Below are 24388 nucleotides of genomic sequence, written 5' to 3'. Positions count from 1 at the left end.
CGGAATCGGCAAACGCGCCCCGATCAGGGATCGATCGGCTCCTGGCCCGCCAATTGTCCTCTCTCCACCCGCTGCTCGACATCACGCTTGATGTAGGCGATGTACACCCACACGCACAGGAAGATCACGCCGACGACCGCGATCGACCAATGCAGCAGGCCACCGGCGATGACGAGCGCCTGTAGGCCGATGTCCATGCGGATCGCGTGGGGACGCCCCTGCATCCCGGCCGCGAGGATGTGCAGCAGCAGGACCAACCCCAGATATCCACCCGACAACCAGCTCAGACCCGAGCCGACCTTCGCGACGATCGGAAAGGTGAGTCCGATGACGATGACCTCGAGAATGAGCGTGCCGGCCATGACGCCGCGCAAACCCTTCCAGGGATCGTTCGTGGGCGGCGTGAACCGCGGCTCGGTCATGAGGGGTCCTTTCCGAACAGAGTGCGGCCCGCTCCGGCGGTCACCACGGAGCCGGTGATGACGACGCCGGAACCGGCGACCGGTTCCCCATCGGATTCCTCGGCGAGTCCGATCGCCGTCTCGACCGCATCGGGCAGGAAGGGCTCCACGACGACCCGGTCCTCCCCGTAGATCGGACGTGCGATCTCCGCGAGATCCTCGGCGTCGAGTGCGCGCGGCGACCCGTTATTGGTGAGCACCACCGCGTCGAGCACCGGTTCCAGCGCGGACAGCACTCCCTCCGCGTCCTTGTCCCCCAGCACCCCGAGAACACCGACGAGACGACGGAAGTCGAATTCCTCGGTGAGGGCCTGCGCCAGCGCGGCCGCGGCGTGCGGGTTGTGCGCCGCGTCGACGAAGACCGTCGGCGCGCTGCGGACACGCTCGAGCCGCCCGGGACTGGTCACCGACGCGAATCCGGCACGGATGGCGTCGATGTCGAGTTGGCGATCGCTGCCCGCACCGAAGAAGGCCTCAACGGCGGCGAGCGCGAGAGAGGCGTTGGCCGCCTGATGTGCCCCGTGCAGCGGCAGATAGATCTCGTCGTAGACGCCCCCGAGTCCCTGCAGGGTGAGCATCTGCCCACCGACCGCGGTCACCGAATCGAGCACGGCGAACTCCGAATTCTGGCGCGCCACCACGGTGTCGGACTCGACGGTCTGCCGCAGGAGGACGTCCATCGCCTCGGGCTCCTGGGTCGCGATGATCGTCACCGGGTCCACGGGTGCGAGATCGTCGCCGCGGGCCGACTTGATGATGCCTGCCTTCTCCCCCGCGATCGCCGCCAGCGATCCGCCCAGATAGTCGGCATGATCCATCGCGATCGGGGTGATGACCGCAACCGTGGCGTCGACGACGTTCGTGGCGTCCCATCGACCACCCATGCCGGTCTCGACCACCGCGACATCGACGGGCGCCTCCGCGAAGATCGCGTAGGCCATCGCCGTCAGCACCTCGAACTTGCTCATCCGCGGGCCACCCGCGGCCGTCGACGAGTCGTCGACCATCGTGATGTACGGCTCGAGTTCGCGATAGGTGTCGATGTAGGTCCGCGCGCTGATCGGTTCGCCGTCGACCGAGATCCGTTCGGTGACGCGCTGCAGGTGCGGGCTGGTGATCCGCCCGGTGCGCCGGTGCAGCGCGAGCATCAGTGCATCGATCATCCGCGTCACCGACGTCTTGCCGTTGGTGCCGGCGATGTGAATGGCCGGATAGCTGTCCTGCGGTGACCCCAGCAGATCCATCAGAGCCGCGATACGTGTCAGCGACGGATCAATTTTGGTCTCGGGCCACCGGGTGTCGAGTTCGGCTTCGAGTTCCGCCAGTTCGGCGAGCACATGGGCGTCGTCCCGGAGCCGGGGCACCGCCGCGGGCGATGCGTCGGCACCGTCCCGATCGGCGCCCTCATCCGGGTCGTCGTAGTCGATGTCGGCCTCGTACGCATCCTGATCGTCCGCATCCTGATCGTCACCGAGCAGCGACGCCAGGTCCGTGGGGTCGACGTCGGCGCCCAGATGGTCGACATCCAGATCGTCGATGTCCTCGAGGGCCTCGTGGTCGTCGCGGCCGTGCTCGTCGCGGCGGCTCATGATCCTCCGAGCGCTGCGAGCGCGGTCCCGAGGCGCTCGACCTCTTCGCTGGCGAGTTGCTGCCGGTCACGGATCTTGGACACCACCTGATCGGGCGCCTTCGACAGGAACTGCTCGTTGCCGAGCTTGGCGGTCGTGGTCGCCAACTCCTTCTCCGCCGCGGCCAGATCCTTCGCGAGCCGTTTGCGTTCGGCCTCCACGTCGACGGTGCCCGAGGTGTCGATCCGCACGGTGACCGTCTCCGTGGACAGCCGGACGTCGATCGTGGCGGTGGCCGCGAACCCGTCCTCCGCCCGGTCCAGACGGGCGAGCGAGTCCAGGTAGGGGCGCGACGACGTGAGCCCCGCCGCGTCGAGGCCGTCGATCTCGGCGGCGACCCGCTGCCCCGGGCGCAGCCCCTGATCGCTGCGGAAGCGCCGGACCTCGGTGATGAGCCGCTGCAGATCGGCGATGTGTTGCGCGGCAGCCGGATCCGCTGCTGCGCCGGACACCGCCGGCCACTGCGCGATGACCAGCGATTCCTCGCCGGTGAGTGCGCGCCACAGCACCTCGGTGACGAACGGCATCACCGGATGCAACAGGCGAAGCAGTCGATCGAGCACCGTACCCAACACCAGCGCCGTTGCCGCCGAACGACTGTCGTCGTTCTCGGAGAACTGCACCTTGGCCAGTTCCAGATACCAGTCACACACCTCGTCCCACGCGAAGTGGTACAGCGCCTCGCAGGCCTTCGAGAACTCGTAGGCCTCGAACCCGGCGTCGGCCTCGGCGACCACCGCGTCCAGGCGATCCAGAATCCAGCGATCCGCCTCGGTCAGGGTGTCGCGCACCGGCAGCGACGTGGTGGCATCGGGCACCCGCGCGCCGTTCATCAACGCGAACTTCGTGGCGTTGTACAGCTTCGTCGCGAAGTTGCGGGACGACTGGGCGTGGTCCTCGCCGACCGAGATGTCGTTGCCGGGATTCGCTCCGCGCGCCAGGGTGAAGCGCAAAGCGTCCGCACCGAAACGCTCGACCCAGTCCAGCGGGTCGATGCCGTTGCCCTTCGACTTGGACATCTTGCGGCCGTGCTCGTCGCGAACGAGCCCGTGCAGGAACAGATTCCGGAACGGCACCGCGTTGTCGCCACCGAGCGACGGTCCGATGTAGGTGCCGAACATCATCATGCGGGCCACCCAGAAGAACAGGATGTCGTAACCGGTGACGAGCACCGACGTGGGATAGAACTTCTCGAGATCGGCCGTCTTGTCCGGCCAGCCCAGCGTGGAGAACGGCCACAGTCCGGAGGAGAACCAGGTGTCCAGCACATCGGTTTCCTGGACGTAGCCGGCGGGCGGCTCCTCGTCCGGTCCGACGCAGACCACTTCGTCGTTCGGGCCGTACCAGATCGGGATGCGGTGACCCCACCACAACTGACGCGAAATGGTCCAGTCGTACATGTTGTCGACCCAGCCGAACCAGCGCGGTTCCATCGACGCCGGGTGGATGACGGTCGACCCGTCACGGACGGCGTCGCCGGCTGCCTTGGCCAAGGACTCCACCTTCACCCACCACTGCATCGACAGTCGCGGCTCGATGGGCTCGCCGGTCCGCTCCGAATGGCCGACGCTGTGCAGGTACGGGCGCACCTCCTTGACGATGCGCCCCTGCTCGGCCAGCGCCTCGCGGATCTTGACGCGGGCCTCGAATCGGTCCATCCCATCGAAAGGCGTTGCCGTGTCGGCGATCCGGGCCTCGTCGTCCATGATCGTGATCATCGGCAGGTTATGGCGCTGCCCGATCGCGAAGTCGTTCGGGTCATGTGCGGGCGTGATCTTCACCGCGCCGCTGCCGAATTCGGGATCGACGTAGTCGTCGGCGATGATCGGGATGCGGCGATCCACGAACGGGTGCTCGAGTTCGGTGCCGATCAGGTGTGCGTAGCGCTCGTCCTCCGGATGCACGGCGATGGCGGTGTCACCGAGCATCGTCTCCAGACGAGTCGTCGCGACCACGATGTGCGGTTCGGCGTCGTCGAGACTGCCGTACCGGAAGCTGACGAGTTCGCCCTCCACGTCGGAGTAACTGACCTCGATGTCGCTGATGGCGGTCTTGAGCACCGGCGACCAGTTCACCAGGCGCTCGGCACGATAGATCAGGCCGTCGTCGAACATCTGCTTGAAGACGGTCAGCACCGCCCGCGACAGGCCCTCGTCCATGGTGAACCGTTCGCGCGACCAGTCGACACCGTCGCCGAGCCGGCGCATCTGATCGCCGATGTTTCCGCTGATCTCGGCCTTCTCCGCCCAGACCCGCTCGATGAACTTCTCCCGGCCCAGGTCGTCGCGGGTGAGTCCCTCGTCGGCCAGTTTGCGTTCGACCATCGTCTGCATGGCGATGGCCGCATGGTCCATACCGGGCAGCCACAGCACCTCGTAACCCTGCATCCGGCGCCGCCTCGACAGCGCGTCCATCAGGACGTGCTCATACGCGTGGCCCATGTGGAGCGACCCGTTGACATTCGGCGGCGGGATGACGATCGAGAAGGCCGGTTTGTCGCTGGTGGCGTCCGCAGTGAAGTAGCCGGCGTCCACCCAGCCCTGATAGAGCCGGGCCTCATGCTCGGCGGGGTCCCAGGACTTCGGCAGTTCGCGGGTGGGGTCGGTTGTGCTCACCCCACCAATATTAGGTAACGCCCGTCGCCGGTCTGCAGGGCAGGCGACGACCTCAGACCCGAAGGCGGTGAAGATCGTCCGGTGCGTTCACGTTGGTCAGCCAGTCCGGGTTGCTCACCGTCACTCGATGGGTGGTCAGCGCGTCGAGGATGCCCAGCATGCGCCGCTCCCCCGATGCCGCGACCTCGGCGATCAGCGGGGCCGCATCGGTTCGGTAGACACCGGCCATCGGATGATCCCGCTGCGCGTCCGTGGCGATCACCGCCTGCGTCGACGGCGTCACGCCGCGCAACAGTTCGTCGATGAGGTCGACGGAGATCAGCGGCATGTCGGTGGCGCACACGAAAGCCCACGGGGCGGCATCCGCGGCGACGGCGAGCGCGGCGGCCAATCCGCCGACCGGTCCGGTGCCGGGGGTCTCGTCGGTGATCCAGGTGGCCTCGGGGCCGCCGGTGCCGAACAGCGTGCGATAGGCAGCCGACTCCTCGGCCGCGGCCACGTACACCGGACTGCATCGCTCACCGACGATCCGTACGATCCGCGCCAGCATCGGCTCGCCGTCCCAGTCGAGTGCCGCCTTGTCGCGTCCCATCCGGCGAGAACGCCCACCGGCCAGAACGATGCCGGCGAGGTCAGATTCCGAATCCTGTTGTCCCATGGGTCCATATTTCCGCAAACCGCGCCTTCGGGCAGCCGAATGCCACAAGAGAGCCCGGCGGAATGCGCGGGTAGGGATCTCGATACGCCACGGGCTCGCAGGCTCGCGCGCGGCTACTCGATCAACAGGAGACGTGATCGGCGGGGCCTGGTAGCCACCGCACGCCCGCCCGCCTTCTCGATCAACGGAAACCACCGGTGGTCGAGGAGGCCACGAGCGAAGCGAGTCGCCGTATCGAGACGGCCGCCGACGTCAGGCGGACTTGTCGTGGCGTTCGTCAGAGCTCTCGGTGCGCGGCACGATCGTGGGGAGGACGTTGTCGCGCACCGTTTCTCCGGTGACGACAACCTTCTCCACGTCGTCGCGGCTCGGGATGTCGTACATCACCGGAAGCAGCACTTCCTCCATGATGGCGCGCAGCCCGCGGGCACCGGTGCCGCGATGGATGGCCTGATCGGCGACCGCCTCGAGTGCGTCATCGCTGAACTCGAGTTCGACATTGTCCATCTCGAACAACTTGGTGTACTGCTTCACCAACGCGTTCTTCGGTTCCGACAGGATGCTCACCAGGGATTCACGGTCGAGGTTGGTGACCGATGCGACGATCGGCAGACGGCCGATGAATTCCGGGATCAAGCCGAACTTGATGAGGTCCTCGGGCATGACCTCGGCGAAGTGATCGGTGGTGTCGACTTCGTCCTTGCTGGCCACCTCGGTACCGAAACCGATGCCGCGCTTGCCAATTCGTTCGGCGACAACCTTTTCCAGTCCGGCGAACGCGCCGGCGACGATGAACAACACGTTGGTGGTGTCGATCTGGATGAACTCCTGATGCGGATGCTTCCGGCCGCCCTGCGGCGGCACCGACGCCTGCGTTCCCTCGAGGATCTTCAGCAGTGCCTGCTGCACGCCCTCACCGGAGACGTCGCGGGTGATCGACGGGTTCTCGCTCTTGCGGGCGATCTTGTCGACCTCGTCGATGTAGATGATGCCGGTCTCGGCGCGCTTGACGTCGTAGTCGGCGGCCTGGATCAGCTTCAGCAGAATGTTCTCGACGTCCTCACCGACATAGCCGGCCTCGGTGAGGGCGGTCGCGTCGGCGATGGCGAACGGCACGTTCAGCATCTTCGCCAGGGTCTGCGCGAGGTAGGTCTTGCCGCAACCGGTGGGACCGAGCATCAGGATGTTGGACTTCATCAGCTCGACGGTCTCGCCGGTTCGCGAATCCTTCTTCTCGCCCGCCTGAATCCGCTTGTAGTGGTTGTACACCGCGACGGCCAGGGTGCGCTTGGCCGTGTCCTGGCCGATGACGTAGTTCTCGAGGAAGTCGCGGATCTCTGCGGGCTTCGGCAGCTCGTCGAGTTTCACGTCGCCGTTCTCGGCGAGTTCTTCCTCGATGATCTCGTTGCACAGGTCGATGCACTCATCGCAGATGTACACGCCGGGACCGGCGATGAGCTTCTTGACCTGCTTCTGGCTCTTTCCGCAGAAAGAGCACTTCAGCAGGTCGCCACCGTCTCCGATTCGTGCCATCTCGTGTACATACCTTCCTTGTTGCGCCGGCTTCTCGGCGAACGACGTCCACCGAGTCACCGGCACGGGCAGTCATACCGACCGTCGGACCGCCTGGTTAGTTCGACGGTACCCGCGGATGGCTCCAACTTCGACCGTACGACGCAAATGTCGTCCGATGGTCGTCATCCGGGTCACCGCCCTGGTTGTCGCAATTCCCCACGTTTGGCTCCGGCACCTGTCAGCGGCCCCGGAACCATCGCGCAGACGTCAAGGATGACGCCTACCCATGACCTCGGGCACGCACATCGGTCCGGCGTGTCGGACCGATGTGCGACGGCGAGGCCGCATGCTCGTCGAGTTCGCGGGTCAGCTCTTTTTCATCGACTTCTTGCGGTACTCGAAGACCTCGTCGATGATCCCGTATTCCTTCGCCTGTTCGGCGGTCAGGATGTTGTCGCGGTCGGTGTCCTTGCGGATCTTCTCCGGGTTCTGACCGGTGTGCCGCGCGAGGATCTCGTCGAGCCGGTTGCGGATGCGCTCGATCTCCGCGGCCTGGATCTCTAGATCGGACACCTGCCCCTGATAGGCACCGCCCGTGCGCGGCTGGTGAATCAGGACGGTCGCGTTCGGGAGCGCCGCACGCTTGCCGGGGGTGCCGCCCGCCAGCAGGATCGCCGCGGCCGACGCCGCCTCACCGAGGCACACGGTGGTGATGTCGCAGTGCACGTACTGCATGGTGTCGTAGATCGCCAGCATGTCCGGCACGCTGCCGCCGGGCGAATTGATGTACATGACGATGTCGCGGTCCGGGTCCTGCGACTCGAGCACCAGCAGCTGCGCCATCACGTCGTTGGCGACGGTCTGATCGATCGGCGTGCCGACGAACACGATCCGCTCCTCGAAGAGCTTCGCGTAGGGGTCGTACTGCCGCTGACCGTTGGGGGTGTGCTCGATGAACTGCGGCAGGATGTAGCGCGCCTCGATCTTCTTGAGTGCCAGCGCAGATGCCGGGATGCCCGCGGCGACGTCGGCCGGCAGGGAGTCGAGCGAAAGGGAGTTGGTCATCTTCTGCTCCGTTGGATTGTGGTGTGGCCGAATGGATGGACGTGTCGGATCTCGCGGACTCAGCTTCCGGGGGTGACCGCGGTCGCGCGGTTCACCACGTGATCGACCAACCCGTACTCCTTGGCCTCTGCCGCCGTGAACCACTTGTCGCGGTCGGAGTCGGCCTCGATCTTCTCCAGCGGCTGGCCGGTGAACTCGGCGTTGAGACGGTTCATCTCCTTCTTGGTGGCCGCGAACTGTTCGGCCTGGATGGCGATGTCGGCGGCGGTGCCCCCGATACCCGCGGACGGCTGATGCATCATGATCCGCGCGTGCGGCAGGGCGTGCCGCTTGCCCTTGGCGCCGGCCGCGAGCAGGAACTGACCCATCGACGCCGCCATGCCCATCGCGTAGGTCGCGACATCGCATTCGGCGAGTTGCATGGTGTCGAAGATGGCCATGCCCGCGGTGACCGAGCCACCGGGCGAGTTGATGTACAGGTTGATGTCGCGAGTCGGATCCTCGGCCGCCAACAGAAGGATCTGTGCGCACAGGCGATTCGCGATGTCGTCGTCGACCTGGGTGCCGAGGAAGATGATCCGCTCGCGAAGCAGCCGCTCGAAGACCGAGTCGGTCAGATTCAGCCCGGACACTCCCGAACTCAGCGTGGGCGTGTGGATGGTCGGCTCACTCACAAGTTCCTACCTTTGCCTGTCGTGGTGTGACGCGACGTGCGCCCACCGGTTTCCGGGTCGTCCCCGATCCGATACGCGGGTTGTGGTCGACAGTCCGCGCCGGTGGGTGGTCTCGATGTCCTCACCGACACTAACCAATGCCGGGGGCCGGACAGTCCCCACGTGCCCGCGCTTCGCTGAGAGCAGAACAGCCGACGCCGGGCAGAGCCCGGCCCCGGCTGTTCGAACAGTCGCACTTCGGGGAGATCTGCGTCCCGCACCTGCGCGGGACGACATGCTCAGTCCTCGGAGTTCTCCTCGTCGGCGTCGTCCTTGCCGAAGAACTCGGCGGTGTCGACGGTGTCGCCGTTGGAGTCGGTGACGGTGACGTCGCCGACGACCTCGGCGAGCGCCTTCCCGCGTCGCACGTCCGCGTACACCGCGCCCACCTGATTGGCCTGGGTCAGCTGCTGGATGAATTCCTGCGGCTGCATGCCGTAGCGCTGGGCCTGGAACAGGATCTGCTGGGTGAGCTCGTCCTGGCTGACCTCGGTCTCCTGCTGTTCGGCGATCGCATCCAGCAGCAGCTGGGTCTTCACCGACTTCTCGGCTTCTTCCTTGGCCTCGGCGTCCCATTCCTCGCGGGTCTTGCCCTGCGCCTCGAGGAACTTGGCGACCTGGGCGTCGTCGTGTCCGAGCGCGTGGATGATCTGGTGCTGCTGACCCTCGACCTCGTCGGCGACGACCTTCTCCGGCAGCGGGATCTCGACCTTCTCGAGGAGTTCCTCGAGCACCTTGTCACGGACCGCGTTCGCCTGCTCGAACCGCTTGGACTGCTTCACCTGGTCGGCAAGGCTGTCACGAAGCTCCGCGACCGTGTCGAATTCACTTGCCATCTGGGCGAATTCATCGTCCAGCTCGGGCAGCTCGCGTTCCTTGACCGAGTTGACCTTGACGGTCACCAGGGCGTCCTCACCGGTGTGGTCACCGGCGACGAGCTTGGTGGTGAACTCGGCCGACTCGCCGGCCTTCAGACCGACCAGCGCGTCGTCCAGGCCCTCGATGAGCTGACCGGAGCCGACCTCATGGGACAGCCCCTCGGTGGACGCCTCCTCGACCGGCTTGCCGTCGATGGTGGCGTCGAGATCGATGGAGACGAAGTCGCCGTTCTGGGCGCCGCGCTCGACGCCGACCAGGGTGCCGAAACGCGCACGCAGATTCTCGACCTGCTCGTCGACGGCGTCATCCTCGATCTCGATGGCATCCACCTGGACCGCCAGCGTCGAGTAGTCGGGCAGCTCGATCTCCGGCCGCACGTCGACCTCGGCGGTGAACACGACCGGCTCGCCGTAGACGAGGTCGGACAGATCGATCTCGGGCTGGCCGATCGCGTTGGTCTCGGTCTCGGTGATGGCCTGCGAGTACTTCGCGGGCAGTGCGTCGTTGACGACCTGCGCCAGGATGGAGTCACGGCCGACCCGCGCCTCGATCAACTTCGCCGGTGCCTTGCCCGGCCGGAAACCCGGAATCCGGATCTGCTGTGCCAGCGCCTGGTAGGCACGGTCGAAGTCGCCGGACAGCTCCTCGAACGGGACCTCTACATTGAGCTTCACTCGGGTCGGGCTCAGCTGCTCGACGGTGCTCTTCACGCCTCGTGCTCCTCACATCTGCATTGCTCTGTCGGTCTTCGTCGCCATCGATCGGCGTTCTGTCGGGATGACAGGATTTGAACCTGCGACCCTCCGCTCCCAAAGCGGATGCGCTACCAAGCTGCGCCACATCCCGGTCGGCCGTGAGTCATTCGCCGGATCGGCGACCACGTGCAGGGCCAACAGCAGATAGTACGTGCCGGAGGTGCCCACACCTAAATCGGTGCACCGATGACGATCGCCGACTCGATTTCAGGTTCCCCGACCACACCGGGTACAGTCTGGTGCGCACGCGACGCCAGTGGCGATCCCACCCGGCGGCGCGGCACGCGGGTGTAGCTCAATGGTAGAGCCCTAGTCTTCCAAACTAGCTACGCGGGTTCGATTCCCGTCACCCGCTCCATAATGGGGAGGACAAAGGTTGCTTTTTGACGCGGCAGACGCGTCGAAATGCAACCTCTGTTCGTTCGCGGGGCCCTCGATGACGAACAGCTCGTCCAGGTCGCAATTCAGCCTGCGGGCCAGCGCATGCGCGAGATCCTCCGTGATGTTCCGGAGCCGGCCCGTCTCGATCTTGTAGATCGTGGTCTGCGTTCGCCTGACGAGGTGCCCGAGGTCGCGCTGTGAATAGCGCATCGTTTTTCGAGCGCGTCTCAGCGCCGCAGGATCCCGGATTTCCATCCAGCAGTCCCTTCCCCCCATGTGAACCACACCTGTGGTCAGCGGCATCATCCTGCCCCCGGGTTGTCGAAGTGTCAACCGTCAGTATTGACATTCACGCTCGGTTTTCATACCGTCAACCGGCAATCCCTCGGCTTGACGTGGCACTATCGACGGTGCGGTTGTCAGCGGCACCGAGCGCCTCCGGCAGCCACCCGATGACGAGGAGGGCTCAGATCGTGACCGCACCAAGCCTCGGCGAGCTCCTCCGACAAGCCATTTCCCAGCGCACGACCGCCGGACTGGACTCCTCGTACCGCACCCTGCAGGAACTCGTGGAGTCCGAGGAGTCGGCACGGCCGCGCGGGCTGTCACTGAACCGGACGACCGCCTCCCAGATCGTCCGCGGTACCTACAAGGGCGAACCGACCGCGGGAACCGTGCGCGCGATCGGCTGGCTCGCCGGCGTCGCGGACGACGTCGCATTCGCCGCCGCCCGGCGCCCCTCACCCGGGGTGCCCTTCGCCGACGAGTTGCCACCGGGCGTCGACGACCTGTCGCCGCGCGAACGGCGCGCCGCCATCGACATCCTTCGCGCACTGATTGCCCAGCGGCACGAGATCAATCGCTACATTGACTCACCCGGATCGGCCAATCCCGTTGATTCCCAAGATGATTCGAAGAGCATCCCCAAGCAGTCCGACTACGATCTCGCAGCGGCCGACCGCGCGACGGCCGACACCTCCGAGGGCAACCGACGCCGTCGTGCGCAGGATGCGTCCGCGGAGACGCCCGGTTCCACCACCCCGGACTGAGCGCATCGCACCGCCGGCCCGCACGCCGCGTACAGGCGCCGTGTCACACCCCCTCGATAACCTCGCGCCATGTCCCCGACCACCACGGCAGCCTGGCACCCCTGGCGGGAGGCGGGCCGTCGCCCACACCTGGTGATCGACATCGTCCCGCTGCCCGATCGGCAACGCGGCTGCATCCGCGGCGGGAACATCCGCCTCAACGCCGACGATCTCCAGGCCGAGCGGCGCTGCACCCTGTCGCACGAACTCGTCCACGACGAGCGACGCGTCTTTCCCGGCGACCGCACACTGCGAGCGCGCGAAGAACGGACGGTCGAGTCCATCGCGGCACGTCGACTGATCAGCCTCGACCGGCTCGTCGACGCGCTCCGCTGGAGTCGGGATGCTACCGAGATCGCCGACGAACTCTGGGTCGACGTACCGATGCTGACAGCACTGTTCCGGTCGCTCGCGCAGGATGAGCGAGAGTGGATCGACGACCAGATGGGCCGGCGCGAATGGTGACTATTGTGACGTCTGTGACTTTGCGTCGTTACTTACCCGGCAAAACCATGCGCACACGAATATGTGACTGTTATCACAAATGCTCGTCGTGACCCCGTCGTCACCATGACGTTCCCGAAAGCGTTACAGCGCCCGCCATATTTGTTGTAGTCCGTTCATACACTGTCCGGCTGGTTCACCTTGGTCCGATGACAACGGTTGTGTAACGATGACTGAGCGCTTCTGCGAAATTGCGCTTTACGAAACCGAATGTAGAGGTCCATCCCAGTGCTGACATCGAAGCCCCGCGCCACGAGCGGCGTGCGACGCCTGCTGGCCACACTCATCGGTGTGGTTGCAGTCATGGTCGCCCTGCCCCTCACGGCCAGCGCCGCCCCGGTGACGGTGATTCCCGGCCTGCCCCCGGTCGAGATCCCGCAGATCCCGGGAGCTCCGCAGATCCCCGGCGTCCCCACCCCTCCGTCGCCGAAGCCCACCCCCAAGCCGACTCCGAAGCCCACGCCGGAGAAGCCGAAGGGTCCGGCCATCCCGAACGTGAAGACGAAGACGGGCTGGATCGCACTCGCCGATGACGCGACCCACCAGATCACCTGGTGGCACAACGGCAAGGTGGCGCGCACGATGCCCATCTCGATGGGATCGAACAAGCACCCGACGTCGAACGGCGTGTACTACACCAAGGAGAAGCACCGCGACATGTACATGGATTCGTCCACGTACGGCGTCCCGGTCAACTCCGCCGAGGGCTACCGCACCTACGTCGAGTACGCGACCCGTATGTCGTGGGACGGCATCTTCATCCACGCTGCCCCCTGGTCCGTCGCCCAGCAGGGCAAGAGCAACGTGAGCCATGGCTGCATCAACGTGAGCACCGCCAACGGCAAGTGGGTGTTCGACACCATCCCGCGTGACACCCCGATCGTCGTCCGCGGCACCGTGGGCCCGAAGTATCAGGGAACGTAATCCCACTGCATCGACGGATGTGACGACGGAAGGCCCGATCCATCGGATCGGGCCTTCCGTCCGTCGTGGGACAGGCGCCCTCAGGCGGCGTCGGAGACGACGGGTGCCCGGGCGACCGGACCGGTCGGGACGTCGGCCGCACGGAAGGTCGCGCACACCTGCAGCCAACCCGCGAGAGTCGCGCAACCCGTACTGTCCGGGTCCGTGATCGAATTCCGACGATAGGGCTCAACCGCATACGACGTATGACGTCCACCGCGGCGATTGCTGATCACCAGACCACCCCAGCGCAGGGTGTCAGGCAGATAGCCCTGGACCTCACGCGCCCCGGATCGCATGCGGCCGATGTCCCGGCGGATCTGGGAGAACCGTATCGCCGTCCGGCTCGCATTCTGGAAAGCGTTGGTCCGCACCAGCGCCCACAACCGGCGCAGCCATTCGACGGGTCGCCGGAACCCCATCTCCGAAGTCAGGTCGGCAACATCGCGCAACAGCGAATCGGGGCCCGCATTGCAGATCATGTCGTCCGGCGTCCCCACCCAGTGGACGTCCAGACCCGCGGGCAGACTCAGTCCCGGTCCGGCGACTCCCCAGCCGTCGCACCCGCGCACCGCCCCCGGCGGCTGATGTGGGTCGGCGACGAGTCCGACGCCCCATACCCGGCGCAGATGCTCGCTGCCTTCGCCGTCCAGCGCGTGCAATGCATCGCGGATGACCACGGCCCCCTGCGAATATCCGATCAACATCACCGGGCCATCGCAATCATCAAGTGCAGCAATCAGATTCGCGACCCCGATCTCGACGCTGCGCCGATAGCTGACACCGCCGGACTGAGGCACCGGCCCGTAGCTCGCCGGATAGCCGACCCACCGCGATTCGAATCGTGCGTCAAGACAGGCGATCACGCCAGCGAGCAGTCCGCTGACCCGGCTCCGCCGATCACCCTCATGGGACTCACCCGTGCCGCCCACGGCGAGAACGGTGACCCGGGGTCCCTGCAGTGCAATCGCATCCATGCACCGATCATGCGCCCGAACCGCGATGAATCAGGTGAGCGGAGCCTGAGGCTTCCCTGTGAGTGACTCCGGAAAAATTCGCAGGTCACGCCTGATTGCGACGAACCTCACACCTGACGTAAGGCAGATCACCCTTGATCTCGTTGAGTTCCACTGGTAATGCGCGGATAATCGACCATGTAAGTCACGAGATCGAACAACAAAGGGGTTGTCGACACCATGTCATTCGCACGTATTCGTGCCCGTTTCACCACCACCTCGCAGCGCAAGCTGTACAACAGCATTCATGCCGTTGCCAGCCGGTCGCAGCGCGACGAGCTCCTCGTCATGGCGCAGCGCGCCGAGCGCATCTGAGCGACTGACGCTCACCTCTTCTCGAAACCTGTTGTGCCGCTAGCGATTTCCCGCGGTCAACGTTGACATACAGGGCACCAGAACAGGTTTCGGCCGTCCAGTTCGGCGACGCGGACAGCGGTACCGCAGATTCGGCAGGGCTCTCCCGCTCGTCGGTACACATACGTCCGCGGCCGATCCGCCGCATAGGACGGCGCACCATGGTCGTCGCCCGGCCGCATCACATGGATACGGCCGCGGCGCACACCGATCGGCATCAGGCCGACGAGGTCGTCCCAGATCTCCCCGAACTCCTCCGCCGTCACTGATCGGCCTTCGCGATACGGGTCGATCCCGGCGCGGAACAACACCTCGGCGCGATAGACATTGCCGACGCCGGCCATGACCTTCTGATCCATCAGCAGCGCACCGATGGGGCGTCGGGATCTGCTGATCGCACGCCATGCCTCCTCGGGACGCGCGTCCCGGCGGAGCGGGTCGGGCCCGAGACGCGCGATCAGGGCTTCGAGATCTTCCGGTGTGTAGATCTCACACGCCGTCGGACCTCGCAGATCCACTCCCCACTCGTCGCCCTCGATCCGCATCCGCACCTGGCCGACGGGTTCATCCATCGGCGCTTCGGCCTCACTGAAGGCGCCGTACAGCCCGAGATGCACATGCACCATGCGGCGTTCGTCACGTCGACCGTAATGCTGGATGAGGTGCTTGCCCCACGCCTCGGCCTTCGCGAATTCGAGTCCATCGATCAGCGCGGCGCCGTCGGCGAACCGGCCCTGCGGACTGGTCACCCGGACCTTGTCGCCGCCGAGCAGACGCTGCTGCCGTCGCGCGATGCGGTGCAGTGTGTGGCCTTCGGGCATGTACGCGGGCCGGTGTCAGTTCTTTCCGGGAACCGGCGGTGCCTCGTGAGTGCGCTCGTACTCGGCCAGGATGTCGATGCGGCGCTGGTGGCGCGGCTCCTCCGACCAGGGCGTCGACACGAACGCGTCGACGATCGCGAATGCCTCCTCGGTGGAGTGCATACGTCCGCCGAGGCCGATCAGCTGCGCGTTGTTGTGCTGCCGCGCGAGTTCGGCGGTCTCGACACTCCACGCGAGCGCGCACCGCGCACCCGGCACCTTGTTGGCCGCGATCTGTTCACCGTTTCCGCTGCCGCCGAGCACGATGCCCAGGCTGCCGGGATCATCGACGACGCTCTGGGCGGCGGCAATGCAGAAGGCGGGATAGTCGTCGGCGGCGTCGTATTCGAACGCACCGCAGTCGACCACCTCGTGGCCTCCCGCGGTGAGATGTTCCGCGATCTGATTCTTCAATTCGAAACCGGCATGGTCGGCACCCAGGTAGACACGCATGGCGCCACTATAGATTGGTGTCGTGGACGCTCAATCGCCGATACCCAACGTGCCCGGGGTGGTCAGCGCCTCACCCGCGGACTTTCCCCGGCCACCCGCGGACGCCTACTGGCTGCCACCGGCCGCCTACGCGGGAAGCCCACGCAGGCACCCGTGGGAAATCCCGTTACTGGTGATCGTGATCGGCATCACCGCACTGGCGTATCTCGCGGTGTTGTTGCTGGTCTTCGTCGGGAACGTCAGTCAGTACTTCCTCATCCTGCTGGCGATGCCGTTGATCCTTTTCCTGATCCGCGGCATCACCTATGCCACCCCACGGGTCAACGGCGTGCAGATCACGCCCACGCAGTTCCCCGAGGCGTACCGGATGCTCGTCGACGCGGCCGCACGGTACGGCATGGAGTACGTGCCCGACGCCTATGTCGTGCTCGGCAACGGCGCGATCAACGCCGCCGCGTCGGGGCACGGTTTCCGACGGTTCGTCATGGTCAACTCCGATCTTTTCGAGGTCGGTGGCGGCGGTCGCAATCCGGAGGCGCTCGAGTTCGTGATCGGACACGAGGTGGGCCATATCGCGGCGGGCCATGTGTCGTACTGGCGGCAACTCGCGAGCACCATCGGAATGAACATCCCCCTGCTCGGCTCGGCGCTGTCGCGGGCCCAGGAGTACACGGCCGACAACTACGGCTACTACAACCGACCGGACGGCGCACCGGGCGCGATCGGTGTCATGTCGGCGGGCAAGTACATGTTGTCGGCGGTTGACTTCGATCAATTCGCCGATCGTGCCACCCATGAGCACGGCTTCTTCACCTGGATCGTCAACGCGTTGTCGTCGCATCCGGTGATGACGTGGCGTGCCGCGTCGCTGCGCGATCGCACCCGTGCGGGCGCGATGCTCTTCCGTCCGAAGCCCATCGTGCGCGGGGTGGGCAGCGGCAATGTGATGCCGATTCCGCAGCCCACACATCCGGCGGCCGTGACGCCGGGGTCGCTGCCCAACGGCCTGGAACTGCCCCCGAAGCTCTGACCGGCGATCACCGAAGGCCGGTCAGGCCAACGGATTCCGGGCTCAGTCGAATTGTGGTTCCTCGGTGCGGCTGCGCTTGAGTTCGTAGAAGTGCGGGTAGGACGACAGCGCCACGGCACCGTCCCACACCGTGCCCGCGGTCTCCCCGCGCGGGATACGCGAGAGCACGGGTCCGAAGAACGCCACGCCGTTGACGTGGATGGTCGGCGTGCCCACGTCGTCGCCCACCTTGTCCATACCTTCGTGGTGGCTGGCGCGGATGACGTCGTCGAAGTCCGTGCTGTCCGCAGCGGCCGCCAGATCGGCGTCGAGACCGAGTTCGGCGAGCGACTCCGCGATGACGACGTCGAAGTCTTTGTTGTTCTCGTTGTGGATACGGGTGCCCATGGCGGTGTAGAGCGGCGCGAGGATCTCGTCGCCCTTCTGTGCCGCCGCGGCGGCGATCACCCGAACCGGACGCCAGGCGTTCTTGAGGATCTCGCGGTACGAATCCGGAATGTCCTTGCCCTCGTTGAGGACGGCCAGACTCATGATGTGGAAATGCACATCGATCGGCCGCACCTTCTCGGCCTCCAGAATCCAGCGTGACGTGATCCAGCACCACGGGCACAGCGGATCGAACCAGAAATCCACCCGATCGCGCTTCTCTGTCGCTGCCTGGTCTGCCATCTCGTGGTCCTCTCCTCGGCGGGCGCCGCTCGTGTCATCCGAGCCCGTTCATGGGCGATCGATATACCTCACGAACGTACAACCAGGGAGCCACGCGGGCATTCCCGATAGGCTGGACCGGACGCCCGGATGAACGGACTCCGGTCCACGGACGACCCGTCAGCGACGACCCCGAGAGGGACGACCCCGAGAGGTGGAAGTACCGACTGTGAGCGCACCCAATCTGACCCGTGATCAGGCCCGCGAACGTGCCGGCATCGTCGACGTCGCGCACTACGCGATCGACCTCGACCTCACCGACGGCAACGGCGCGCCCGGTGTCGAGACGTTCCGGTCCACCACCACGGTCACCTTCACCGCGACACCCGGTTCCTCGACCTTCATCGACCTCGTCGCCCCGAAGCTCATCTCCGCGACGCTCAACGGGACCGAACTCGACGTCTCCGGCTTCGACGAATCGGCCGGCATCCCCCTCCCCTCGCTCGCCGCGGAGAACACGCTCACCGTGGTGGCCGACTGCGCCTACTCGAACACCGGAGAGGGACTGCACCGTTTCGTCGACCCGAGCGACGAATCCGTCTATCTCTATTCACAATTCGAGACCGCCGACGCCAAACGGATGTTCGCGTGTTTCGACCAGCCGGACCTCAAGGCGACCTACACCGTGGCGGTGACGGCCCCGGCCGACTGGCACGTCATCTCCAACGCCGCGGCAACCGAGACCACCGCCGACGGCGACGCCCGCGTGCACCACTTCGCGGAGACGGCACCGATGAGCACCTATCTGGTGGCGCTGATCGCGGGTCCGTACGCGCAGTGGACCGACACCTACACCGACGAACACGGCAGCATCCCGCTCGGTATCTACTGTCGCGCGTCCCTGGCCGAGCACATGGATGCCGACCGGTTGTTCACCGAGACCAAACAGGGATTCGGCTTCTACCACAAGAACTTCGGTGTGCCGTACGCGTTCGGCAAATACGATCAGCTCTTCGTTCCGGAGTTCAATGCGGGCGCGATGGAGAACGCGGGCGCGGTCACATTCCTCGAGGACTACGTGTTTCGGTCCCGTGTCACGAAGTATCTCTACGAACGCCGGGCCGAGACCGTGCTGCACGAGATGGCGCACATGTGGTTCGGCGACCTCGTCACCATGCAGTGGTGGGATGACCTGTGGCTCAACGAATCCTTCGCGACCTTCGCATCCGTGCTGAGCCAGTCGGAGGCCACCGAATACACCAACGCGTGGACGACCTTCGCCAATGTCGAGAAGTCGTGGGCGTACCGACAGGATCAGTTGCCGTCGACGCATCCGGTGGCCGCCGACATTCCCGACCTCGCCGCCGTGGAGGTGAACTTCGACGGCATCACGTACGCGAAGGGCGCGTCGGTGCTCAAGCAGTTGGTCGCATACGTCGGGCTGGAGGCCTTCCTCGCCGGGCTGCGCGACTACTTCGCGGCACACCGGTTCGGCAACGCCACCTTCGCGGATCTGCTTGCCGCACTGGAGAAGTCCTCCGGCCGCGACCTGTCCGACTGGGGCGATCAGTGGCTCAAGACCACCGGTATCAACGTCATGCGCGCCGACTTCGACGTCGACGACAACGGTGACTTCACCCGGTTCACGATCGTTCAGGACGGCGCCTCGCCGGGCGCGGGTGAGACGCGGGTGCACCGCATGCGGATCGGGATCTACGACGATGACGCCGACGGACATCTGACCCGTGTGCATTCCGTCGAACTCGATGTCGAGGGCGAGCGCACCGACGTCGCGGATCTGGTGGGTGTGCACCGCGGAAAACTGGTGCTGCTCAACGACGACGACCTCACCTACGCGGCCGTCCGCCTCGATCCGGAGTCGCTGGCAACCGCGACCGCACGGATCGGCGACATCACCGATCCGATGCCGCGCACGCTGGTCTGGTCGGCCGCGTGGGAGATGACGCGCCAGGCGGAGATGCCGGCACGCGACTTCGTGGCCCTGGTGGAGCGCGGCATCGCCGCGGAGACCGAGATCGGCGTCGTGCAGCGGGTACTGCTGCAGGCGACGAGTGCCATCGACGCCTACGCCGAGCCGCGCTGGGCGAGCGCCATCGGATGGCCGGGCTTCGAGACCCGGATGCTTGAGTTGGCGCGCGCAGCCGACGACGGCTCGGATCACCAACTGGCATTCGTGAACACGATGCTCGCCGGTCTGATCACCGACGAGCAGATCCCGGTCGTCCGCGGTCTCCTCGACGGCGACGATCCGGCCGAACACGGCCTGGGCGGACTCGCGATCGACACCGACATGCGGTGGAAACTCGTGCGTGCCCTGGCCGCCGCGGGCGCCATCGACACCGAGTTCGCCGAAACCCCCGTCATCGACGCGGAGGAGGCCCGGGACAACACGGCCGCGGGCAAACGGCAGGCCGCCGCGGCACGAACCTCACGACCGCTGGCCGAGGCCAAGGCGCAGGCATGGCGTCAGGCCTTCGACGACGATTCGCTCCCGAACATCTACACCCGCACCATGATCGAGGGATTCGATCGTCCGGGACAGGAGCACCTGCTCGAGGATTACGTGTCCCGCTACTTCGACGCGGTGCCCGGCGTGTGGGAGCGACGATCCAGTGAGGTCGCGCAGACCGTCGTGATCGGCCTGTATCCGCACTGGAAGATCGATGCCGCCGGTCTGGCCGCGGCCGACGCGTTCCTCGAGGGCGAGCATCCGCCCGCTCTGCGCCGCCTGATCACCGAGGGCCGCGACACCGTCGCACGGTCACTGCGTGCGCGGATCTTCGACGCCGAGGCGGGCGAGAAGCAGTAGTCAGCGCCGTCGCCAGCGGTACCGGACTTGCGGACGTCCGGTACCGCCGTACTCGGTCTCCCGGTCCATGGTCCCGTCCTCGGCCATGCGTTCGAGATATCGCCACGCGGTCACCCGCGACGTTCCCAGGGCGGTGGCGACTTCCGTCGCGGTGAGTCCGGTGGGGCTGTCGCGGACAGCGCGTGCCACGGCATCCTCGGTGTCGGGGGCGGCCCCCTTCTTGGCGGTCCGGCGCCCCGCACTCGTCCGCAGTTCCCCGAGTGCACGGTCGACATCGCGCTGGCTGACGGCATCGCCGCCCGTACCGATCGCGGAACGATAGGCGAGGTACTGACGGATCTTCTCGCTGAAGCCTGCGAAGGTGAACGGCTTGAGCAGGTAGAGCAGCACACCGTGCGACATGGCACTGCGTACCGTGGCGAGGTCACGCTGGGCGGTGATGGCGATGATGTCCGGCCCGGGCGCCACCGCGGCAAGTGCGGAGGCCAGGTCGACGCCCCGCGCATCGGGCAGTCCCAGATCGAGCAGCGCCAACTCGATCGGCGCCCCGTCGGCGGCCGCCGCGGTGGCCGCCTCCATCGCCCGGCGCGCGGTGGACACGGTGGCGACGATCTCGAAACCGCCTATGCGTCTGAGGTATTCGCCGTGTGCCTGAGCAATGAGCGCTTCGTCCTCGACGATCAGGACCCGGATCATCGCGTCTCCCGCCCGATGGTCACCGTGATGACCGAACCATATGTGCTCGCCGACGTGATGGTGCCGCCACGGCGACCGACGACCTGCGCGACGAGGGCGAGGCCGATCCCCCGTCCCGCCCGATCACCGCCCTCCTTGGTGGAATACCCGCGCACCTGGGCGCGGGCGAATTCCGCGGCGTCCATCCCCGGCCCGCTGTCGGCGACCACGAGCCTCAACCCGTCGGCATCACCGGCGATGGTCACCTCGACCCAGGGATCCACCGGGTCGCAGGCATCGAGTGCGTTGTCCACCAGATTGCCGACCACCGTGATCATCTCGGTCCGCGTGAGCAGAGCGGTCGCGTCATCCCCGAACTGGGAGTCCTCGGTGAGGGTGAAATCGATGCCACGTTCGGCAGCCTGAGCGGTCTTTCCGAGCAACAATGCGGCGAGTGCCGGTTCGGTGACCGCTCCGGACATCCGGTCGATGAGCCGTTGGGACAGTTCGAGTTCCGACGTCGCGAGCTGAGCGGCGTCCGCGGCCCGACCCATCTCGATCATCGCGATGACGGTGTGCAGGCGATTCGCTGATTCGTGCGCCTGCGACCGCAGGGCCTCGGCGAAGCGCGTCATCGAATCGAGTTCCCCCATCGCCGCGGAGAGCTCGGTCTGATCGCGGATGGTGACGACGGCCGAACCTGCGCCGTCGGCCACCGGCGACCGGCTGACCAGGAGCGAGCGTCCGTCGTGTGCGTACTGTTCGTCGACCAGCGCGCCATCGCCGTCGGTGACGAAGCCGGGCAGCTCCCCGGTCCTGCGCCCCTCACCGCCGGCCGCATCCCCCAGGAGGCGCCGCGCCTCGTCGTTCATCAGCACGGGTGCGCCGCCCTCGGTGACGACGAGTCCCTCACGAACGGCGTGCAGCACCGCGTCGTGGTGTTCGTACATGAGCCGGAGTTCGGAGGGCGCCAGTCCGCCCGTCTGACGGAGCAGACGTCTGCGGATGCCCAGTAGCGCGAGTATCGCGACGAGCAGAGCGGCCGCGGCGAGGGCCGCGATGAGAGGCAACTGCGCCTGCCAGCTGTCGGCGAGGGTCTGCAGCGTGATGCCGGCCGCCACCAGTCCGACAACCCGCCCCTCCGCGTCGCGAACGGGCGCGATGGTGCGGATCGATGGACCGAGGGTGCCCGTATAGGTTTCCGAGAACACCTTTCCGGCGAGTGCCTCGTCGCGGGTGCCCAGATATTTCCCCCCGATCAGCTCCGGGTTGGTGTGCGTGAAGCGCGTTCCGTCGGGACGCATGATGGTGATGAACGCGATGCCGGTCGCCTGACGTACGTGTTCGGTGACGGGCTGCAACACCGCACTGGGGTCGGGACCGACGACTGCGGAAGCCGTCGACGGCGCATCGGCCAGGCTCACCGCGACGGCCGTCACCTCGTCACGTGCGGCAGTCCGGCTGTCCAGCCGCGCATCCAGAGCGGCGACGACACTGCCTGCCAGCACGATGATCGCGACGAGCGCCAGCAGCCAGCCCACGGCCTGCCCGGCCAGTGTCCGGGGAACAACCGCATGCACGATCGACCGCGCGTTCACCTCGGGCCACCTCCCCCACATTCGTGATCCTGAGATTTCCCGTATCCGGTGACGGCCATACGTGTACTACTCATGAACGAAATGAACTCAACCGTGACGCAGCTCACCTTTTTCACCGACAATCCCTATACCACCACAGGTCCTACGCGCCGCGAGGAAGGAAATACCTGATGAACCCGAGTTCGCCTCCACCGGGAGACAGCGACGAATCGCGTCCGTCGACGACGGACACACCGGCCCGGAGCAGCACGGACACCGCGGCCGACATTCCGGCCATGGCGCGCAAACGGGATCGCACCCACTATCTGTACCTGGGCGTCATCGTGGCCGTCATCGCCGGTGTCGTGGTCGGCATCGTGTGGCCCGGAGTCGGCAAGGATCTCGGCGTCCTCGGCACGATGTTCGTGTCCCTCATCAAGATGATGATCGCACCGGTCATCTTCTGCACCATCGTCCTGGGGATCGGCTCGGTGCGGAAGGCGGCCACCGTCGGCAAGGTCGGCGGACTGGCATTCATCTACTTCCTGGTGATGTCCACGGCCGCGTTGGCGATCGGCCTCGTGGTGGGCAACCTGATCAAACCCGGCGACGGACTCAACATCGAGGCGTCCGGCAAGGGTGCCGAACTCGCCGAGAAGGCCCATGAGGCCGGCGGCACCATGGACTTCATCCAGAGCATCATCCCGACGACCCTCGTGTCGTCCCTCACCGAGGGCAGTGTGTTGCAGGCCCTGTTCGTCGCACTGCTGGTGGGCTTCGCGATCCAGGCGCTCGGACGTACCGGCGAACCGATCCTGAACGGCGTCGCCCACCTCCAGAAACTGGTCTTCAAGGTGCTGTCGATGATCCTCTGGGTGGCGCCGATCGGTGCGTTCGGAGCCATCGCCAATGTGGTCGGCCAGACCGGCTGGGCCGCGGTGCAGCAGCTGCTGATCCTGATGCTCGCCTTCTACATCACCTGCGTGGTTTTCGTCTTCGGTGTGCTCGGTGTGATCCTGCGGGCCGTCGTGGGGGTGTCGATCTTCAAGCTCGTCCGCTACCTGGCCCGCGAATATCTGCTGATCTTCGCCACGTCGTCGTCGGAATCCGCGCTGCCGCGTCTGATCGCCAAGATGGAGCACCTCGGCGTGGACAAATCCACCGTCGGCGTGGTCGTCCCCACCGGATATTCGTTCAACCTCGACGGCACGGCGATCTATCTGACGATGGCCTCGATCTTCATCGCCGATGCGATGAGCGACCCGCTGTCGGTGCCCGAGCAGATCGGGTTGCTGGCGTTCATGATCATCGCCTCGAAGGGTGCGGCGGGTGTCAGCGGCGCCGGACTCGCGACGCTCGCCGGTGGCCTGCAGGCGCATCGGCCGGAATTGCTCGACGGCGTCGGCATCATCGTCGGCATCGACCGGTTCATGTCGGAGGCCCGGGCGATCACCAACTTCTCGGGCAACGCCGTTGCCACGCTCCTCGTCGGCTCGTGGACGCATACCGTCGACCGGACCCAGGTCGACGACGTGCTGGCCGGCCGGGCGCCGTTCAACGAGCTGGACATGATCGAGAACATCGACACCGTCGGGCCCGCCGATGCCACGACCGATCGAGAACCGGTGCGGACCGGCGTGACGCACTGACCGATTCACCACGACAACGGCCGCTCACCGAGAGGTGAGCGGCCGTTGTCGTGGTGAGTGTGGGGCGTCCG

Annotated in this window: 22 protein-coding genes and 2 tRNA genes; 8 read left to right on the top strand and 16 right to left on the bottom strand. The window is 66.1% G+C overall.

Annotation, left to right across the window (positions count from 1 at the left end; genetic code table 11):
- Window positions 1–23: 23 nt before the first annotated feature.
- The 9 genes from AC4JJG_RS07975 to AC4JJG_RS07935 all read right to left on the bottom strand — a co-directional run bounded on the left by AC4JJG_RS07975 (window position 24) and on the right by AC4JJG_RS07935 (window position 10380).
- The gene (locus AC4JJG_RS07975) at window positions 24–422 is read right to left on the bottom strand and encodes a DUF4233 domain-containing protein (RefSeq protein ID WP_495400995.1); all 399 of its coding nucleotides are present in this window, start codon (window positions 420–422) and stop codon (window positions 24–26) included.
- Entirely contained in the window at window positions 419–2050 is a 1632-nt protein-coding gene (gene folC / locus AC4JJG_RS07970; protein WP_495400996.1) for a bifunctional tetrahydrofolate synthase/dihydrofolate synthase, read from the bottom strand. Before folC ends, AC4JJG_RS07975 begins: the two co-directional genes overlap by 4 nt.
- Window positions 2047–4704 carry a valine--tRNA ligase gene (locus AC4JJG_RS07965; RefSeq protein ID WP_495400997.1) on the bottom strand — a complete coding sequence of 886 codons (2658 nt, stop codon included), beginning with the start codon at window positions 4702–4704 and terminating at the stop codon, window positions 2047–2049. Before AC4JJG_RS07965 ends, folC begins: the two co-directional genes overlap by 4 nt.
- Window positions 4705–4756: 52 nt before the next feature.
- Window positions 4757–5362, bottom strand: coding sequence for a molybdenum cofactor guanylyltransferase (locus AC4JJG_RS07960; protein ID WP_495400998.1), 606 nt, complete (start codon window positions 5360–5362; stop codon window positions 4757–4759).
- Window positions 5363–5614: 252 nt separating this feature from the next.
- On the bottom strand, window positions 5615–6895 hold the full coding sequence (gene clpX, locus AC4JJG_RS07955; RefSeq protein WP_495400999.1) for an ATP-dependent Clp protease ATP-binding subunit ClpX: 1281 nt from the start codon (window positions 6893–6895) through the stop codon (window positions 5615–5617).
- Between the two features lie 348 nt (window positions 6896–7243).
- Window positions 7244–7942 carry an ATP-dependent Clp protease proteolytic subunit gene (locus tag AC4JJG_RS07950; RefSeq protein WP_495401000.1) on the bottom strand — a complete coding sequence of 233 codons (699 nt, stop codon included), beginning with the start codon at window positions 7940–7942 and terminating at the stop codon, window positions 7244–7246.
- Between the two features lie 59 nt (window positions 7943–8001).
- Entirely contained in the window at window positions 8002–8616 is a 615-nt protein-coding gene (locus tag AC4JJG_RS07945; protein WP_495401001.1) for an ATP-dependent Clp protease proteolytic subunit, read from the bottom strand.
- A 278-nt stretch (window positions 8617–8894) separates the two neighbouring features.
- Window positions 8895–10244, bottom strand: a complete 1350-nt coding sequence (gene tig / locus AC4JJG_RS07940) for a trigger factor (protein WP_495401002.1) — start codon at window positions 10242–10244, stop codon at window positions 8895–8897.
- A 62-nt stretch (window positions 10245–10306) separates the two neighbouring features.
- Window positions 10307–10380: transfer RNA gene (locus AC4JJG_RS07935), tRNA-Pro, on the bottom strand.
- A gap of 193 nt (window positions 10381–10573) precedes the next feature.
- Here AC4JJG_RS07935 and AC4JJG_RS07930 point away from each other — a divergent pair.
- Window positions 10574–10647 (top strand) — tRNA-Gly (locus AC4JJG_RS07930).
- On the opposite strand, the gene AC4JJG_RS07925 is transcribed toward AC4JJG_RS07930, so the two are convergent.
- On the bottom strand, window positions 10599–10880 hold the full coding sequence (locus AC4JJG_RS07925; RefSeq protein WP_495405762.1) for a helix-turn-helix transcriptional regulator: 282 nt from the start codon (window positions 10878–10880) through the stop codon (window positions 10599–10601). The two genes, AC4JJG_RS07930 and AC4JJG_RS07925, sit on opposite strands and share 49 nt — an antisense overlap.
- Window positions 10881–11143: 263 nt before the next feature.
- On the opposite strand from AC4JJG_RS07925, the gene AC4JJG_RS07920 reads away from it, so the two are divergent.
- From AC4JJG_RS07920 to AC4JJG_RS07910, 3 genes are all read left to right on the top strand, one after another.
- Window positions 11144–11719: a hypothetical protein gene (locus tag AC4JJG_RS07920; protein WP_495401003.1), complete on the top strand. Its 576-nt coding sequence runs from the start codon at window positions 11144–11146 to the stop codon at window positions 11717–11719.
- Between the two features lie 69 nt (window positions 11720–11788).
- Complete coding sequence (locus AC4JJG_RS07915) at window positions 11789–12223, top strand: hypothetical protein (protein ID WP_495401004.1); 435 nt, start codon at window positions 11789–11791, stop codon at window positions 12221–12223.
- Between the two features lie 267 nt (window positions 12224–12490).
- On the top strand, window positions 12491–13186 hold the full coding sequence (locus tag AC4JJG_RS07910) for a L,D-transpeptidase (protein ID WP_495401005.1): 696 nt from the start codon (window positions 12491–12493) through the stop codon (window positions 13184–13186).
- 80 nt (window positions 13187–13266) lie between these two features.
- Here the strand turns inward: AC4JJG_RS07910 and AC4JJG_RS07905 are convergent, their stop codons facing one another.
- A complete protein-coding gene (locus AC4JJG_RS07905; protein ID WP_495405751.1) occupies window positions 13267–14202 on the bottom strand; it encodes a PE-PPE domain-containing protein in 936 nt (311 codons plus the stop codon).
- A 219-nt stretch (window positions 14203–14421) separates the two neighbouring features.
- Between AC4JJG_RS07905 and AC4JJG_RS07900 the strand changes: the two genes are divergently transcribed.
- The gene (locus AC4JJG_RS07900; RefSeq protein WP_495401983.1) at window positions 14422–14556 is read left to right on the top strand and encodes a hypothetical protein; all 135 of its coding nucleotides are present in this window, start codon (window positions 14422–14424) and stop codon (window positions 14554–14556) included.
- Window positions 14557–14612: 56 nt separating this feature from the next.
- On the opposite strand, the gene AC4JJG_RS07895 is transcribed toward AC4JJG_RS07900, so the two are convergent.
- Window positions 14613–15416, bottom strand: a complete 804-nt coding sequence (locus tag AC4JJG_RS07895) for an Fpg/Nei family DNA glycosylase (RefSeq protein WP_495401984.1) — start codon at window positions 15414–15416, stop codon at window positions 14613–14615.
- 15 nt (window positions 15417–15431) lie between these two features.
- On the bottom strand, window positions 15432–15908 hold the full coding sequence (locus AC4JJG_RS07890) for a ribose-5-phosphate isomerase (RefSeq protein WP_495401985.1): 477 nt from the start codon (window positions 15906–15908) through the stop codon (window positions 15432–15434).
- A 22-nt stretch (window positions 15909–15930) separates the two neighbouring features.
- Between AC4JJG_RS07890 and AC4JJG_RS07885 the strand changes: the two genes are divergently transcribed.
- Window positions 15931–16938, top strand: coding sequence for a M48 family metallopeptidase (locus AC4JJG_RS07885; RefSeq protein WP_495401986.1), 1008 nt, complete (start codon window positions 15931–15933; stop codon window positions 16936–16938).
- 42 nt (window positions 16939–16980) lie between these two features.
- Here the strand turns inward: AC4JJG_RS07885 and AC4JJG_RS07880 are convergent, their stop codons facing one another.
- On the bottom strand, window positions 16981–17607 hold the full coding sequence (locus AC4JJG_RS07880) for a mycothiol-dependent nitroreductase Rv2466c family protein (RefSeq protein WP_495401987.1): 627 nt from the start codon (window positions 17605–17607) through the stop codon (window positions 16981–16983).
- A gap of 208 nt (window positions 17608–17815) precedes the next feature.
- Here AC4JJG_RS07880 and pepN point away from each other — a divergent pair, with 208 nt between their 5' ends.
- Complete coding sequence (gene pepN, locus AC4JJG_RS07875) at window positions 17816–20416, top strand: aminopeptidase N (RefSeq protein WP_495401988.1); 2601 nt, start codon at window positions 17816–17818, stop codon at window positions 20414–20416.
- On the opposite strand, the gene AC4JJG_RS07870 is transcribed toward pepN, so the two are convergent.
- A complete protein-coding gene (locus AC4JJG_RS07870; RefSeq protein WP_495401989.1) occupies window positions 20417–21112 on the bottom strand; it encodes a response regulator in 696 nt (231 codons plus the stop codon). It abuts the gene before it with no gap.
- On the bottom strand, window positions 21109–22689 hold the full coding sequence (locus tag AC4JJG_RS07865; RefSeq protein WP_495401990.1) for a sensor histidine kinase: 1581 nt from the start codon (window positions 22687–22689) through the stop codon (window positions 21109–21111). Before AC4JJG_RS07865 ends, AC4JJG_RS07870 begins: the two co-directional genes overlap by 4 nt.
- A 275-nt stretch (window positions 22690–22964) precedes the next feature.
- Here AC4JJG_RS07865 and AC4JJG_RS07860 point away from each other — a divergent pair, with 275 nt between their 5' ends.
- Window positions 22965–24317, top strand: coding sequence for a cation:dicarboxylate symporter family transporter (locus AC4JJG_RS07860; RefSeq protein WP_495402055.1), 1353 nt, complete (start codon window positions 22965–22967; stop codon window positions 24315–24317).
- Window positions 24318–24388 lie beyond the last annotated feature (71 nt).

The sequence above is a fragment of the Gordonia sp. B8661-1 genome (assembly GCF_059427765.1).
Note: the sequence above shows the minus strand (reverse complement) of the source record. Positions and strands in the feature narration are given on the sequence as shown.